The sequence below is a fragment of the Brachybacterium saurashtrense genome, assembly GCF_003355475.1.
In the GTDB taxonomy this organism is placed as follows: Bacteria; Actinomycetota; Actinomycetes; order Actinomycetales; family Dermabacteraceae; genus Brachybacterium; species Brachybacterium saurashtrense.
This window is the reverse complement of the sequence record NZ_CP031356.1, coordinates 2,319,522-2,334,588: the sequence shown is the minus strand read 5'-3', so window position 1 is coordinate 2,334,588 and position 15,067 is coordinate 2,319,522. Positions and strand designations below refer to the sequence as shown.

Below are 15,067 nucleotides of genomic sequence, written 5' to 3'. Positions count from 1 at the left end.
GACTCGCGGACGCGGTGGAGGAGATGCGCAGGCCCTGTGGGCGGGGCGAGGAGGGGGAGCGGATGCACGAGGGGCGCGCGGCCGATCTCCTGGCCGAGCTCTCCGCGCCGCTGACCCGCCGCACCTGCCTCACCCACGTGGAGCGCAGGCCCGCCCGTGCGGGGCGCACCGGCGCGTTCCCGGAGTGGACCGATCCGCGCCTGGTCCAGCACCTGGCCGCGCGCGGCATCACCGCCCCGTGGATCCACCAGGAGCAGGCGGCGTCCCTCGCCCACGCCGGGCAGGACGTGGTGCTCGCCACCGCGACCGCCTCCGGCAAGTCCCTCGCCTACCTGCTGCCGGTGCTCACCGCGATCGGGGCGCGCGAGCACGATCCCGAGGCGCCGCGGGCCACCGCGCTGTACTTCTCGCCCACCAAGGCGCTCGCGGCGGACCAGCTCACGAACATCACCGCGATGGCGGACGGCGCCGGGATCCGCGATGCACGGGTGGCGGTGTACGACGGCGACACCCCCACCGAGCAGCGCCGCTGGGTGCGCCGCCACGGCACCGTGGTGCTCACCAACCCGGACATGCTGCATTTCGGGATCCTGCCGGGGCACGAGCAGTGGGCGCACTTCCTGCGCGCGCTGCGCTACGTGGTGATCGACGAGTGCCACAGCTACCGGGGCGTGTTCGGCAGCCACGTGGCGATGGTGCTGCGCCGCCTGCGCCGGATCGCGGCGCACTACCGCGCCGAGCCCACCTTCGTGCTGGCCTCGGCGACCACCGCGAATCCCGAGCTCTCCGCCTCGCGGCTGATCGGCCGGGACGTCACCCCGGTGACGGAGGACGGCTCGCCGAGGGCCGGGCTGACCATCGGGCTGTGGGAGCCGGGCACCCGCACCCCCGTGGACGGTCGCGGGGACCCGGCACGCTGGCACGGGGCCGACGGGGCCGACGGGGCCGACGGGGCCGACGGGGCCGACGGGGCCGAGGGGGCCGACGACGGCCACGCGCCCGGGGACGGGGGCGGCGCCCGGCGGTCCGAGGACCCGCTGCGCCGCTCCGCCACCAGCGAGGCCGGGGCGCTGCTGGCCGATCTCGTGGAGCGGGACGTGCAGACCCTCGTGTTCGCGCGCTCCCGGCGCGGCGCCGAGCTGGTCTCCGGCGGGGCCCGTCGCCTGCTGGAGCAGAAGGCGGAGCAGACCGCCTCGCCGCGCCTCGCCGAGAGCGCGGCGCGGATCGCCGCCTACCGCGGCGGCTACCTGGCCCGGGAGCGACGGCACCTCGAGGACGCGCTGCGCTCCGGGGAGCTGCGGGCGCTGGCCTCCACCAACGCCCTCGAGCTCGGCATCGACATCGCCGGCCTGGACGCCGTGGTGGTCGCGGGATGGCCGGGCACGCGGGCGTCGCTGTGGCAGCAGTTCGGCCGGGCCGGGCGCCGCCAGGACGCGGGCGGGGGCGCGCTCGCCCTGTTCGTGGCGCGGGAGGACCCGCTGGACACCTACGTGGTCCACCATCCCGAGACGGTGTTCGGCGCCGAGGTGGAGGCCGCGGTGTTCGACCCGGCGAACCCCTACGTGATGACCCCGCACCTGTGCGCCGCCGCCTCCGAGCTCGCGATCCGCGACGGGGAGGAGGGGATCTTCGGCCCCACCGCCCGCGACCTGCTCACCACCCTCGCCGCCCGCGGGGTGCTGCGCGCCCGCGCGACCGGCTGGTACTGGACGTTGAGCGACTCCGCGCACGAGCTCACCGACCTGCGCGGCAGCGGCGGCGAACCGGTGCGGATCGTGGAGCAGGCCACCGGGTCGCTGCTGGGCACGGTCGACGCCGCCAGCGCCCACACCCAGGTGCACGACGGCGCCGTGTACCTCCACCAGGGCACGAACTTCGTGGTGAACCACCTCGACGTGGAGCAGGCGGTCGCCTTCGTGCGGCGGGAGGACCCGCTGCACACCACCCACCCGCAGTCCGCCTCCACGCTGCGGATCCGGCAGGTGGAGCGCGAGGTGCCGTGGCAGGACGGCGTGCGGCTGTGCTTCGGCACGGTGGACGTCACCGACCAGGTCACCGGCTACCAGGTGCGGGACGTGTTCACCCAGGCCGTGCTCGCGCAGCACCCGCTGGACCTCCCGCCCCGCACCCTCACCACCAAGGCGGTGTGGTGGGTGATCCCGCGCGAGCGCGCCGACGCCGCCGGGATCCCCGGCGAGGAGCTGCCCGGGGCGCTGCACGCCGCCGAGCACGCGGCGATCTCGATGCTGCCGCTGCTGGCCACCTGCGACCGCTGGGACATCGGCGGGCTCTCCGCCGCGCACCACGAGGACACCGAGGAGCCGACGATCTTCGTCTACGACGGGGCGCCGGGCGGGGCGGGCTTCGCCGAACGGGGCGCCGACGACGCCGCCGCCTGGGTGCGCGCCACCGCCGACATGATCGACGAATGTCCGTGCGAGGCGGGCTGCCCCGCCTGCGTGGTCTCCCCGAAGTGCGGCAACGGCAACGAGCCGCTGTCGAAGCCCGAGGCGACGCGCCTGCTGGAGCTGCTGCGCCCCTGAGCGGCGCGGTCACGGCAGCTCGGCGGGGCCGGGCCCAGCACGGGAGCGGGCCGTGGCCGCGGGCAGCGGGGAGGCTGCCACCTCCACCTCCACCAGCACGTCCCGGCCCTGCAGCGTGCAGGCCGTCAGCCGGGCATCGTTGCGACGGGCGGTCTCCGCGGCGCGGTCGCACGGTGCCGGATGGGCGAGAGCCGCGGCATCGGCCGCGGCGAGGGAGGCGAGGTCCGCGGCGGTCGCCGCCCGGGACTGGGCGAGCAGCCCCGTGCCCAGCAGCGAGAGGCCTGCGACCACGGCGGTGGCAGAACCCGTCCAGGCCATCACGGCGGCGGCCCCGGTGCTCATGGCCCACCGCCCTCGAGCAGCTGCGGCTCGCGCCGCGCCTCCGCGTCCGCGACGAGGGTCCAGTGCGCGCCCGCGAGCGGTCCGTCCGGTGCGTGCAGGGTGCGCCGCGTGCGCACGCGCACCCAGGCGCCGTCGGCCGAGATCTCCACCTGCACCTCCTCGCCCGCCGTGCGCCGCGCCACGGCCCGCGCGGCCGCCTCGTCCTCGCCGCGCGCCAGCTCCCGCACCGCCCCGCGGGCGGCGCTCTCCAGGCGCAGCTGCACGCTCAGACCGGTGCCGGCCAGCAGCAGGATGGCCACCATCACCACCACCACGGGCAGCACGATCGCGGTCTCCGCCGTGGCGGACCCCCGGTCGTCCCGCAGCGGGGACCGCCGGGACGGCCGGGGGTGCCGCCTCATCACGAGCCCATCGACAGCGCCGAGGTGATGATGCCCAGCAGCATCCCCCGCACCTGGTCCGAGGCGAGCAGTGCCACCAGCACCGCCGCGAATCCGCAGGCGGCGAGTACGGTGATGGCGTACTCGGCGGTCGAGGCGCCGTCCTCCTCGCGCAGCACGCGCTCGAGGCCGCGACGCAGCCGTTCCTTCGTGTGGGACATGGGGTCCTCCTTCGTCCTTCTCTTCTCGTGGGCGGTGGTCCCGCCCGGTGCGGCCGCAGCCGCGAGGGCCGTGACGGCGTGCGCCGTCGCGGTGGGCGGTCGGAGCCGCCCTGCCCCGTCCGGACGGACGGGGCGCCGGGTCGTGCCCGGGGATCAGGGGCCTGCTCCCGTGGGGACGGAGAGGCCGACGGTGCCGCCGAGCAGGGACATCACGGTGGGGACGATCCCGAGGGCGACGAAGGCGGGCAGCAGCGCGAGACCGGTGGGCAGCACCAGCCGCACGGCCAGCTGGGCCGCGAGCACCTCGGCATCGCGGGCGCGGCCCCGGCGGGCGTCCCGGGCGGCGGCGCGCAGCACCCCGGCGAGATCCGCGCCGGTGCCCTCGGCGAGCACGGCGGAGCGCGCCAGGGCGGAGAGCTCCTCCGGCAGGGCACCGCCGGCGAGGGCGGCGGGCACCCCGGCCCCGAGGGCTGCGGCGACACGCTGCAGCGCCGCGGCCTCCTCCCCGGGTGGGAGCGCCTCCGCGACCGCGGCGACGGCCCGGGGCAGCGGCAGGCCGGACTCGAGCGCTCCGGCGATCAGCTCCAGCTGCACGGACGGGTCCACGCGATGGCGGCGCGGCGGATCCGCCCGGGTGAGGAGCCGGCGCATCCACCACCAGCCCAGCGCGGTGAGCGCGATCCCGGCCGCGCCGAGCAGGTTCCCGGCGGGAGAGGTGAGCAGCAGGTGCAGCGGATCGCCTCCGAGCACGATCCCCAGCCCGAGCCCGGCCACGGGCAGCGCGAGCAGGATCCGGGCGGTGGAGCGGGGCCCGGCGAAGGCGCTGCGCCGGGCCTGGGCGGCGTCGTGCAGGGCGCGCAGCGCCTCGGCCAGCTGCTGGAGGATCCCCGCGGTGGGGGCGCCGGTGCGTTCGCACACGGCCAGGGCGGTGCCGAGCGAGGCGACCAGCTCGCTGCCTCGCAGGCGCTCCGGCGCGGCGCGTCGCGGATCCGCGCCTGCGGCGGCGCCCCGCGCCATCTCCTGCAGCTCGCCCTCGGGCAGCGCCCGGGCCAGCGCCGCCCAGGCCTGTCGCAGCCCGGACCCGGCCCCGATCACCGTGGCCAGCTGCTCCACCATGTGCGCCGTCTCGAGCGGCCCCGCCCGGCCCCGTCGGCGACGCCGCGCCGGGGCGGAGGCGGCCGCGGCGACCGGCGGCGGGACCACCACCCACAGCAGCACCAGCGCCACCACGGCGGCCACGGCGCTCATGAGCGCTCCCGGCGATGTGCGGGCACGGCCTCGCGCAGGCGGTCCCTGCCGTCGCTCGGCCCGTCCGCGCCGGCCGTCCCCGCGGCGGGTGTGCGGGGTGCGGTGCGGCCCTGGGGGAGGCCGGCGTCCAGCCGCCGCGCGAGTGCGGCGGCGCCCGGCCCGTCCACCAGGCGCCCCGCGACCGTGCGCAGCGCGGTGCGCGCGGTGAGCAGGCCGTCCTCCCCGCGGTGCAGCACGGCGATCTCCTCCAGGGCGCGGTGGCCGCCGCGGCGCCCCAGGTGCACCACCACCTCGAGCGCGCTCGCGACCTGGGAGGCGAGGGCCGTCCGGTCCAGGCCGCCGAGCGCGCCGAGGGCCTCGAGACGGGCGGGGACGTCGGCGGCGGTGTTCGCGTGCACGGTGCCGCAGCCGCCCTCGTGGCCGGTGTTCAGCGCCTGCAGCAGCTCGCGGATCTCCCCGCCCCGACACTCGCCGAGCACGATCCGGTCCGGCCGCATCCGCAGGCTCTGCCGCACCAGGGCGGTGAGGTCCACGGCGCCGGCGCCCTCGCTGTTCGCGTGCCGGGCCTGCAGGTGGACCACGTGCGGGTGGTCCACGTCCAGCTCGAGCACGTCCTCGACCACCACGATCCGCTCCCCGGGCGGCGCCTGGGCGAGCATGGCCGCGAGCAGCGTGGACTTCCCGGTGCCGGTGCCGCCGGTGACGAGGAACGGCAGGCGCGCGGCGACGATCGCCTGCAGGGTGCGCCGGGCGGTGTCGGTGAGGGCGCCGAGCTCCTCGAGGGCGTGCAGGTCGAGACGGCGGGCGGAGGGCAGGCGCAGGGACAGGATCGTGCCGCCGGGGGAGAGGGGCGGGAGCACGGCGTGGACCCGGATCCCGGAGGGCAGGTGGGCGTCCGCCCACGGCATCGCGTCGTCCAGGCGGCGCCCGCCCGCGGTCGCCAGGCGCACCGCGAGGTCCCGCGCCTGGGCGGGGCGCAGATGCAGGGCCGTGCGCCGCAGCCCGTCGGCGCCCTCCGCCCACACGGTGCCGTCATCGTTGACCAGCAGGTCGGTGACATCCGGCGCGACCAGCGACTGCAGCGGCCCCAGCCCGTCGACGTGATCGCGCACCCGCGCGGTGAGTTCGAGCGTCGCGGCCGCGCCGAGCACCCGGCCCTGCCGCCGCAGCACCCGGGCCACGCGCGGCACGTCCACCGCGCCGGGGCTGCGCGCCAGGTCCTCCCGCACCAGCTCGAGCAGCCCCGACAGCTCCTCCGAGGTGCCGGTCGCCGCCCTCACGGGCGCACCTCCTCGGGCAGCCGGGCCAGCAGAGCCCGGGCGGCACGGTCCGCGCCGCGACGCCGCACGTCCAGCAACGGCACCGTGCCGCGCGGACTGTCGCGGAACGCGGCCGCGAGTGGCAGGGCGAGATCCTCGCACACCTCGACAGGTGCCAGCGGGCCGCCGCGCCGCACCACCACTTGGGCGAGGCCGTGGGGGAGCCGCCAGGACCGCAGCCTCCGGGCGGCGGCGCGCACGGCGTGGTCGGTGGCGGGCACCACGGCGAGCAGGCGGTGGAGGTGCTCGGCGGCGGCGGGCACGGCCTCGGGGCCCAGATCCACCACCACCGTGCCGCCCAGCGGGGCGAGCGCGGAGAGCACCGGGCGGAGGGCGTCGGGGCCCGGGCCGGGGCCGTCCCCGGCCACCAGCATCCGCACCTCGTCCACCACCGGCAGGCCCTCGCGCAGCGCGTCCCCGTCGTCGGGGCCCAGCTCCTGCACGTCCTGCCAGCGCAGCCCTTCCCGCGGCGGTGCCTCCACCAGCAGGTCCGCGCCGCCTCCGAGCGGGTCGGCGTCCACCAGCGTGACCGGCCCGTGCCGTCGTGCGGCCGCGGCCAGGCGCGCCGCGAAGCTCGAGGCCCCAGCCCCGCCGCACCCGCCGACCACTCCGAGCAGCAGCGAGGCCGTGCGCGGGCGGGCGTGCTCGGCGAGGCGGGAGAGGAGGTCCTCCGACTCCTCCGGCAGGGAGAGCACCGCCTCGGCGCCGGCGGCGAGAGCCTCCTTCCACACCCGCGGCGGGGTCTCCTGCCCGGTGGTGACCACGAGCAGCGGTCCGGGCCCGGCGAGGGCGCCCGCCCCGACCCGGGCCGCCGCCTCGGCCAGGGCGGTGGGGTCGATGAGGGTGCAGACCGCGGCGTCCGCCCCGTCCGCCGCCCGCGGCCCGTCGCCGCGGCCCACCAGCTCCAGACCGGCCGCGGTGGCGTGATCGCGCACCAGCTCCGCCAGCGTCCCGTCGGCCCCCGCCCAGCGCATCGCCGGGCGAGCGGACGCCGTGGGCTCCTCGACGCTCGCGCCGGGGAAGCGCGCCCGGCGGCGCCGCGGCAGCGAGGGCCCGTCGGCCCCGGGATCGGTGGGGACGGTCGCGCCGGCGAGCCCGGGCACCGGGGCCGCGGCGGTGGGTGCAGGGGAGAGGGTGCTGTTCATGCAGTCATCGTGGCGGCGGGCGGAGCGCGGGGACAGGACGGGGCCCGCCGCGGTGGACGACCCGGCGTTGGGGAGGAGAGGTGGACGCGCCACATCCCCGTGGTGCCCCGCCGGGCGGCCGGGTACCCTGGGCGACGCTGTGCGCGCGATGCGCCCGACGCCGCGGGGGCTCCTTCACCGGAGGTCGGCGATCGGTCGGCGGGTCGTGCGCGGACCACTCATGAGGTGCTGGAGGACCAGGTGACGTCTGACGCCGTTGGATCGAGGCGCGGCCGGGGGAGGCGCGTGACCGCCGTGTCGACGGCGGTGATCGCCGTGGCCGCTCTGGTGCTCACCGGGTTCGCGCTGCGCTACCCGGGGCTGTCCTCCTCGGACGTCGAGGTGTCCAACGGCGGCGTGTGGGTCTCGAACCAGCAGAGGGGCCTGCTGGGACGGCTGAACGTGGACGCCGGGGAGCTCGACGCGCGCGTCTCCTCCACCGGGCAGGACCTCGACGTGGTGCAGTCCGGCTACACCGTGATCGAGACCGGCCCGCGCGGCATGACCCCGATCAACACCGCCTCCGCCACGCGCAACGGCCTGGTGGAGCTGCCCGTCGGCTCCGAGGTCGCCCTCGGCGGGGATCGGATCGCGATCGCCGCCGGCGACGGGCGGGTGTGGATCGTCTCCCCGGACGAGGCGGCCGCCTTCGTGCCCGCGGACGTGGAGCCCGTGCTGGAGGCCGCCAGCTCCCCGCGCCCAGTGGCCGTCTCCGAGGACGGGACCGTGTTCGTGCTGGACGGGGACTCGCTGCTCACCTTCGAGCGCTCCGCGAACACGCAGGAGACCGTCGCCGGGGACCCGATCGACGTGCCCGGCGTCTCCCAGAAGCGCGAGATGGTGCAGCTCGCCGCCGTGGGCGAGGAGCCGGTGATCCTGGACCGCGAGAACGCGTTGCTGCGTGCCGGCACCTCCATGACGGACATCTCCCTGGCCGATCAGGGCGTGTCGAGCCTCGAGGGGGCGCAGCTGCAGCAGTCCGGGCCCGCGGCGGAGACCTTCGTGGTCTCGACCCTGGACTCCCTGTTCACGGTGCCCTTCGGCGGCGGCGACCCGCGACAGGTGCCGGCCGGCGGCACCGGCACCGAGGTGGTGCGGCCGGCGCAGGTGGGTGGCTGCGCCTACGGCGCCTGGGCGGGCTCGCGGATGTACGTGCGCGCCTGCGAGGGGCACGATCCGATCGCCGAGGCGATCCCGGACGCGCAGAGCGCCGCGGACCTGCGCCTGCGCGTCAACCAGGACCTGGTGGTGCTCAACGACCAGAAGTTCGGCCTCTCCTGGGAGATCATGGACAACATGCAGGTCGTGGACGACTGGGTGATCTCCCAGGACCTCCAGACCGAGCAGTCCGAGGACGAGGAGGAGGAGACCCTCACCACCACGATCACCAATGTGGCCGCGGAGCGGGACGAGGAGAACCGGCCGCCCACGGCGAACGACGACACCTTCGGGGTGCGCCCGGGCGCGAGCGTGGTGCTCCCGGTGGTCCGCAACGACACCGATCCGGACGGCGACGTGCTCACCACCTCCCTCGAGGGCGAGCAGCCGGGCATCGGCCGGGTCACCCCCATCCGCGGCGGCACCCAGCTCCAGATCGAGGTGGACGAGGACGCCGGCGGCAGCTCCGCGTTCACGTACCGGGCCGACGATGGCCGGGGCGGCAGCGACACCGCCACCGTGACGCTCGAGGTGCGGGCCGAGGGCGAGAACTCGCCGCCCGAGCCCGCTGAGGACGCGATCACCAAGGTGCAGGTGAAGTCCGGCGAGGAGGTCAGCTTCAACATCCTGCCCTACTGGCAGGACCCCGACGGCGATGCGTTCTATCTCGCCAACGCCACCGTCCCCCCGGAGGACCTGGTCACCTTCCGTCCCGACGGCATGGTCACCTTCAACGACGCCGGCCTCGCCCCAGGCACCAAGCAGGTGGAGCTCACCTTCCGCGACGAGAACGGCGCCACCGGGCAGGGGATCGTGGAGATCGAGTCGGTCACCGAGAGCGACCTCGCCCCGATCACCACCGCCGATCACATCAGCGTGGTCGCCGGGCGCAGCACCACCCTCAAGCCGCTGGCCAACGATCTCAACCCCAACGGCGGCAGCCTGGAGCTGCTCAGCGTGGGCGAGGCCGAGGGCCTCGAGATCGACCCGGCGCTCGAGGCGGGCACCGTGGACGTCACCGGCGCGGAGCCGGGCACCTACTACTTCGAGTACACGGTCGCGGGCGCCGGGGCGAGCACCGCCTCCCTGGGCCTGGTGCGCGTGGACGTCGTGGAGCCGGACGAGGAGGACCTCGCACCGGTGGCGGTGGACGACATGGGTACCGTCACCACCGGCTCGGACACCCTCATCGACCCGCTGGAGAACGATGTGGACCCCACCGGCGGGGTGCTGGTGGTGGGCTCGGTCGAGGTGCCCGCGGGCAGCGGGCTGAAGGCCACCGTGGTGAACCACCACCTGATCCGGGTGGAGGCGGAGCCGGGCGCGACCGTGGACGACGAGCCGGTGGCGCTGCGCTACGAGGTCTCGAACTCGAGCGGCTCCAGCACCGGGACGGTGCGGGTGATGGTGGCGAGCACCGACACGCAGTTCGCGAACCCGGAGGCGGTGCCGGACCGTGCGGTGGTGCGCGCCGGGGACATGGTCAACGTCCCGGTGATCGCCAACGACGTCTCCCCGACGGGCTCCGCGCTGCACCTGGGGGAGCTGGTGGACACCTCGCGCGCGGACGACAAGGGCCACGCCGAGCCCGCCGAGGACCGACTCCGCTTCCGCGCCGACGACGACGCCTCCGGCGAGGCCGTGGTGCAGTACGAGGTGGTGGACGAGACGGGCCGCACCGGCTCCGCGCTCGCCTACCTCACGATCGTGCCGCGGGACGCGGAGAACTCCGCGCCGAAGCCGGAGAACCTCACCGCGCGCACCGTGGCGGGCACGCCGGTGCGCATCCCGGTGCCCACCACCGGCATCGACCCCGACGGCGACTCCGTGATGCTCACCGGGATCGCGAGCCCCGCCCCCACCCTCGGGGAGATCACCCAGGCCAACGGCGAGTGGATCGAGTACACGCCCTTCGACGACTCCCGCGGCACGGACCGCTTCCGCTACCAGGTGATGGACCGGCACGGCGCGATCGGCACCGCGGAGGTGCTGGTGGGCGTCTCCGCGCCGAGCGAGGCGAACCAGGCGCCGTACGCGGTGGACGACACCGTCGAGGTGCGTCCGGACCGCGAGGTGCAGATCCCCGTGCTGGAGAACGACACGGATCCCGAAGGGGACCCGCTGGGGATCGTGCGCGACGACGTCGAGCCGATGACCGAGATCGAGGAGATCGCGCCCGAGGAGGAGGACGGCTACCTCACGGTGCGCACCCCCGCCGAGCCCGGCACGCACACGGTGCTTTACGCCGCCTCCGACGACCAGCTCAAGAGCTCCGCGACCGCGACGATCAAGGTGGCCGAGAACGCGCCGCTGCGCTCGCCGATCGCGCGCGACGACTTCGTCGACGCCGCCGACGCGCTGGACCCCGAGGTCGAGTACGTGGACGTGGACGTGCTCGCCAACGACTCGGACCCCGACGGCAGCACCCGCGACCTCGAGGTCGCCCTCGACGGCACCTACGAGGGCGCCGAGCTGGTGGGCGAGGACGGCACGCTGCGGATCGTGCCCCAGGAGGAGCAGCAGCGGATCCGCTACACGATCACCGACCCGGACGATCTGGTCTCCGCCGGATACGTCTGGGTGCCGGGCACCGCGAAGCAGGCGCCCGTGTGGGTGGGCCCGCCGCTCGAGGTGCAGTCCGGGGACGAGGTGAGCGTGGACCTCGCCGATCCGGACAACGTGCGCGTGCGCCCCGGCGCGCAGGCCGCGCAGATCACGGATCCGGACCTGGTGGACGCCTCGCACGACGACGGCAGCGAGATCGTCCAGGACGCCAGCACCCTGCGCTACCGACCGGAGGAGGGCTTCTCCGGCAAGGACACGCTGAGCGTGGAGGTGACCGACGGCGAGGTGGGCGACTCCTCCGCCGCCACCGCCACCCTCGCGATCCCGATCGAGGTCACCGCCGTGGAGGAGGAGAATCTGCCTCCCACCTTCCAGGGCGCCGCGCTCGAGGTGGAGCAGGGCGGCCCCTCCACCGGCGTGGACCTCGCCGCCGGTGCGGAGGACCCGGAGGGCGACGAGCTCACCTACGCGCTCGGCGACGTCAGCCCCATCGACGGCATGGACGTGGGCCTTGACGGCAGCCGGCTCACGGTCTCCTCCGGCCCCAAGGTGCCCAAGGGCACCGTGCTGCAGATCCCCGTGACCGTCACCGACGGCACGAACGAGGAGGTCTCGGCGACGGTGGAGGCCACCGTGGGCAGCTCGCAGCGCCCGCGCATCTCCGCCCTGCTGGACGAGGCCGCGATCGACGCGGGCGAGACCCAGGACGTCGACGTGCTCGCCAACGACTCGAACCCGTTCCCGGCCGGGGACCGCACCCTCACCGACGTCTCCGTGACCGCCGGGAAGGGCGATATCTCGATCGACGGCGACCAGGTGCGGATCACGCCGGCGGAGGACTTCCACGGCGTGCTCACCGCGCAGTACCGGGTGCTGGACGACACCGAGGATCCGGACCGGGAGGTCTCCGGGCAGATCCGGGTCACGGTGCGCGGCTATCCGGAGCCGCCCTCGGCGCCGCGCATCGGCGAGGTGGGCGACGGCTTCGTGGAGCTGAACTTCGTGGCGGGGGCGGACAACGGCGCCCCGATCACCGGCTACACCGTGAGCACCGCGAGCGGCCCGGCCACCACCCAGGAGTGCTCCTCCACCTCGTGCACCATCACGGGGCTCACCAACGACACCGAGTACACCTTCGAGGTGGTCGCGACCAACGACGTGGGCGACTCGGACCCGTCGGCCGCCTCGGCGGTGGCGCGGCCCGACGTGCGCCCCGAGCGCCCGGCGGCGCCGCAGCCCGAGCGCGGCGACGAGCAGCTCACGGTGGCGTGGTCGGCGCCGGAGAACCGCGGCTCCGCGATCCAGACGTACACGATCCAGATCCAGGACACCGCCACCCAGGAGATCAGCTCCCGGGAGGTGGACGCCGGCACCACCCAGACCGTGTTCGAGGGGCTGCAGAACGGGCGGGACTACCGCTTCCGGGTGCAGGCGGCGAACCTCGCGGACAGGCCCTCGGACTGGTCGGCGTGGTCGGCCCCCGAGCACCCCGCGGGCAAGCCCACCGCGCCCTCCGGGACGCCCACCGCGCAGAGGGTGAACGATCCGCTCGGCGGCGGCATCGAGGTGAGCTGGCCGACGATGACCACCGCCGAGGCGAACGGCGAGCCGATCACCGAGTACGTGGTCACGGCCTCGAACGGCACCTCGCAGACGGTGGACGCCGGCAAGACCTCGACGAGGTTCCGGGACCTTGATCAGGACACCGCCTACTCCTTCACCTACAAGGGGGTGAACTCGGTGGGCACCGGCGAACAGGCTTCGGGCGCCTCCAACAAGGTCACCCCGTGGGCGAAGCCGTCGGCGCCCACGGGCGTGCGGGCCACCATGCCCAGCGAGGGCACGGGGGACGGCCCGAACGGCCGTGCCACGGTGCACTGGGACGGGGCCGACGGGAACGGCACCACCATCACGAAGTACGTGATCTACGGCGGCCCCTCACCGGTCACCGTGGACGCCTCCGCCCGGAAGCACACGTTCACGAACCTCAGCAACGGGACGAGCTATCGCTTCACCGTGGAGGCCCGCAACGGGTTCGCGGACGACGGCGGCGTGAGCGAGCGCTCGGGCGAGTCCAACGTCGTGCGCCCGTACACGCGCCCGGCCAAGCCCACGAGCATCTCGATCTCCACGGGCAAGTGCACGGCGGCGAACAAGTGCCCGGTCACCTACAAGGCCGCGGCTGGCGGCGGCGATGGAGGGGCCGGGGGCAAGACCCTGCAGGTCAAGATCGACGGCGGCGCCTGGCAGGACTCGGGCACCTCGTACTCCAAGACGATCAACCGGAGCTCGGAGAAGGCGGTCTCGATCGAGGCACGCGTGGTCACCAGGCCCACCAACGCCGACGGCACCACCGCGACGATGATCTCCGGCGCCGTGAAGCGGACGGCCACCGCGGAGACGTACATCCCGACGCCCACCCCCCGGATCACCAACGCCTACGGGTACGGCAACGCCGCGGGGGAGGACGGGTGCACCAGCGGCTACTGCTACTACATCAACTTCACGGTCACCGACCTCGCGCCGAACACCACCTACTCCTACTGCGTGAAATCCTCGGCGACCGGCGGCGACTGCTGGTACCCCACCAGCGACGGGTCCACCCCCGTGAAGGGCACGCTCACCACGAACTCCCAGGGGCAGTGGACGCTGGCGAGCCCCAAGCGCAAGCCCTACTGGGGGCACCCCTACGAAGACGTCTGGATCTGGGTCCAGCGGGATGGGAAGTCTGCGGAGTCGAACCACGTCCAGATCCACGCGGGCTGACCGTACCGGGCACGGGACAGGGCGGCCCCGCCCGGTGCGCAGCGCGCGCCGCGGCGGGGCCGCGCCCGTGCTTGCGCACAGCCCGGGGCGGGCGTAGTGTGATCTGCACAACGACGAATACCGGCATCGGAACCCACGTACGACTGGTCCACGCAACGGACCGGCTGTGAGGCGTTGACAGCGCCACCGCAGCCACACCACGTGTACGCCTGATCCCGATGCAGAGGGATCGTCGGGAGCGGCGCGGCGAGAGATCGCAGCGCCGCTCCATTCTGTGCGCGACAATCTGCGATCGACGCCGTGCGCGCCGTCGACAGGTGCCGCCGACGGGTGCCGGCGCGGCACCCAGGCCCCCGGTGCGGCACCCAGGCCCCCACGGCGCGGCCCGGCGCCTGCCGGGCCCGGCGCCGCGGCCCCGGGCCCCGAGCCTCAGAACTCCAGATCCACCACCACGGGCGCATGGTCCGAGGCGCCCTTGCCCTTGCGCTCCTCGCGGTCGATGAACGAGCCGGTCACCGCGGACTGCACAGCGGGGGAGCCGAGCACGAAATCGATCCGCATCCCCTCCTTCTTCGGGAAGCGGAGCTTCTGGTAGTCCCAGTAGGTGTACACGCCGGGTCCCGGATGGTCCGGGCGCACCACGTCGGCGTAGCCCGCCTCGACCACGGCCTGGAAGGCGGCCCTCTCCGGCGGGGTGACGTGGGTCTTGTCCGCGAAGAACTCCATGTCCCACACGTCCTCGTCGAACGGGGCGACGTTGAAGTCGCCCACGAACGCCGTGCGGGACTGCGCGGACTCGGCCAGCTCCCGGGCCCCCTCCGCCCGCAGCGCCTCCAGCCAGCGCAGCTTGTACCCGTAGTGCGGGTGCTCGAGCTCGCGGCCGTTGGGGACGTACAGCGACCAGATCCGCAGGCCGTCGCCCACCACGCCGCTCAGCGCCCGTGCCTCGACCACGCCGGTCTCGTCCTGGGGCCAGGTGGGCACGCCCGGCAGCTCCGTGCGCACGTCGGCCAGACCCACGCGGGAGAGCAGCGCCACCCCGTTCCACTGGTTCAGGCCGTGGGCGGCCACCTCGTAGCCGGCCTGCTCCAGCGCCGCGAGGTCCAGCTGCGGGGGCTTGGCCTTGATCTCCTGCAGGGCCAGCACGTCCACGTCGTGCCGCTCCAGGAAGGCGAGCACCCGATCCATCCGGGCGCGGAGCGAGTTGATGTTCCAGGTCGCGATGCGCATGGGGCCGATCCTACGGGGACGCCGCCCGCCGCGGTGCCGCCCCCGCGGGGCCTCGCCGCGGTGCCGTCTGCGGGCCGGCTCCCGCGCAGGTGGCGCCCCTGCGCGCCGGGC

At 75.1% G+C, this 15,067-nt stretch carries 9 protein-coding genes; 2 read left to right on the top strand and 7 right to left on the bottom strand.

The features are described from left to right. Window positions 1–62: 62 nt before the first annotated feature. Window positions 63–2,543, top strand: coding sequence for a DEAD/DEAH box helicase (locus DWV08_RS10710; RefSeq protein WP_115413773.1), 2,481 nt, complete (start codon window positions 63–65; stop codon window positions 2,541–2,543). Between the two features lie 9 nt (window positions 2,544–2,552). Here DWV08_RS10710 and DWV08_RS10705 read toward each other — a convergent pair whose 3' ends face one another. From DWV08_RS10705 to DWV08_RS10680, 6 genes are all read right to left on the bottom strand, one after another. After that, window positions 2,553–2,885 (bottom strand): Rv3654c family TadE-like protein, encoded by a 333-nt coding sequence (locus tag DWV08_RS10705; protein WP_115413772.1) that lies wholly within the window; start codon window positions 2,883–2,885, stop codon window positions 2,553–2,555. Beyond that, window positions 2,882–3,286 carry a TadE family type IV pilus minor pilin gene (locus DWV08_RS10700; protein WP_115413771.1) on the bottom strand — a complete coding sequence of 135 codons (405 nt, stop codon included), beginning with the start codon at window positions 3,284–3,286 and terminating at the stop codon, window positions 2,882–2,884. The genes DWV08_RS10705 and DWV08_RS10700 overlap by 4 nt, the downstream gene beginning before the upstream one ends. Further along, on the bottom strand, window positions 3,286–3,486 hold the full coding sequence (locus DWV08_RS10695; protein WP_115413770.1) for a DUF4244 domain-containing protein: 201 nt from the start codon (window positions 3,484–3,486) through the stop codon (window positions 3,286–3,288). The genes DWV08_RS10700 and DWV08_RS10695 overlap by 1 nt, the downstream gene beginning before the upstream one ends. A gap of 153 nt (window positions 3,487–3,639) precedes the next feature. After that, complete coding sequence (locus tag DWV08_RS10690; protein WP_115413769.1) at window positions 3,640–4,734, bottom strand: type II secretion system F family protein; 1,095 nt, start codon at window positions 4,732–4,734, stop codon at window positions 3,640–3,642. After that, on the bottom strand, window positions 4,731–6,014 hold the full coding sequence (locus DWV08_RS10685) for a TadA family conjugal transfer-associated ATPase (protein WP_115413768.1): 1,284 nt from the start codon (window positions 6,012–6,014) through the stop codon (window positions 4,731–4,733). Before DWV08_RS10685 ends, DWV08_RS10690 begins: the two co-directional genes overlap by 4 nt. Continuing rightward, the gene (locus tag DWV08_RS10680; RefSeq protein ID WP_115413767.1) at window positions 6,011–7,198 is read right to left on the bottom strand and encodes a CpaE-like family protein; all 1,188 of its coding nucleotides are present in this window, start codon (window positions 7,196–7,198) and stop codon (window positions 6,011–6,013) included. The genes DWV08_RS10685 and DWV08_RS10680 overlap by 4 nt, the downstream gene beginning before the upstream one ends. Window positions 7,199–7,483: 285 nt before the next feature. Between DWV08_RS10680 and DWV08_RS10675 the strand changes: the two genes are divergently transcribed. After that, on the top strand, window positions 7,484–13,726 hold the full coding sequence (locus DWV08_RS10675; protein ID WP_241237217.1) for an Ig-like domain-containing protein: 6,243 nt from the start codon (window positions 7,484–7,486) through the stop codon (window positions 13,724–13,726). Between the two features lie 429 nt (window positions 13,727–14,155). Here DWV08_RS10675 and DWV08_RS10670 read toward each other — a convergent pair whose 3' ends face one another. Continuing rightward, the gene (locus tag DWV08_RS10670) at window positions 14,156–14,956 is read right to left on the bottom strand and encodes an exodeoxyribonuclease III (RefSeq protein ID WP_115413766.1); all 801 of its coding nucleotides are present in this window, start codon (window positions 14,954–14,956) and stop codon (window positions 14,156–14,158) included. Window positions 14,957–15,067 lie beyond the last annotated feature (111 nt).

Bases quoted from the DNA above. Each gene is read 5' to 3' on its own strand.
- DWV08_RS10710 (WP_115413773.1), top strand. From the start codon at position 63: ATGCACGAGGGGCGCGCGGCCGATCTCCTGGCCGAGCTCTCCGCGCCG.
- DWV08_RS10705 (WP_115413772.1), bottom strand. From the start codon at position 2,885: ATGAGCACCGGGGCCGCCGCCGTGATGGCCTGGACGGGTTCTGCCACC.
- DWV08_RS10700 (WP_115413771.1), bottom strand. From the start codon at position 3,286: ATGAGGCGGCACCCCCGGCCGTCCCGGCGGTCCCCGCTGCGGGACGAC.
- DWV08_RS10695 (WP_115413770.1), bottom strand. From the start codon at position 3,486: ATGTCCCACACGAAGGAACGGCTGCGTCGCGGCCTCGAGCGCGTGCTG.
- DWV08_RS10690 (WP_115413769.1), bottom strand. From the start codon at position 4,734: ATGAGCGCCGTGGCCGCCGTGGTGGCGCTGGTGCTGCTGTGGGTGGTG.
- DWV08_RS10680 (WP_115413767.1), bottom strand. From the start codon at position 7,198: ATGAACAGCACCCTCTCCCCTGCACCCACCGCCGCGGCCCCGGTGCCC.
- DWV08_RS10670 (WP_115413766.1), bottom strand. From the start codon at position 14,956: ATGCGCATCGCGACCTGGAACATCAACTCGCTCCGCGCCCGGATGGAT.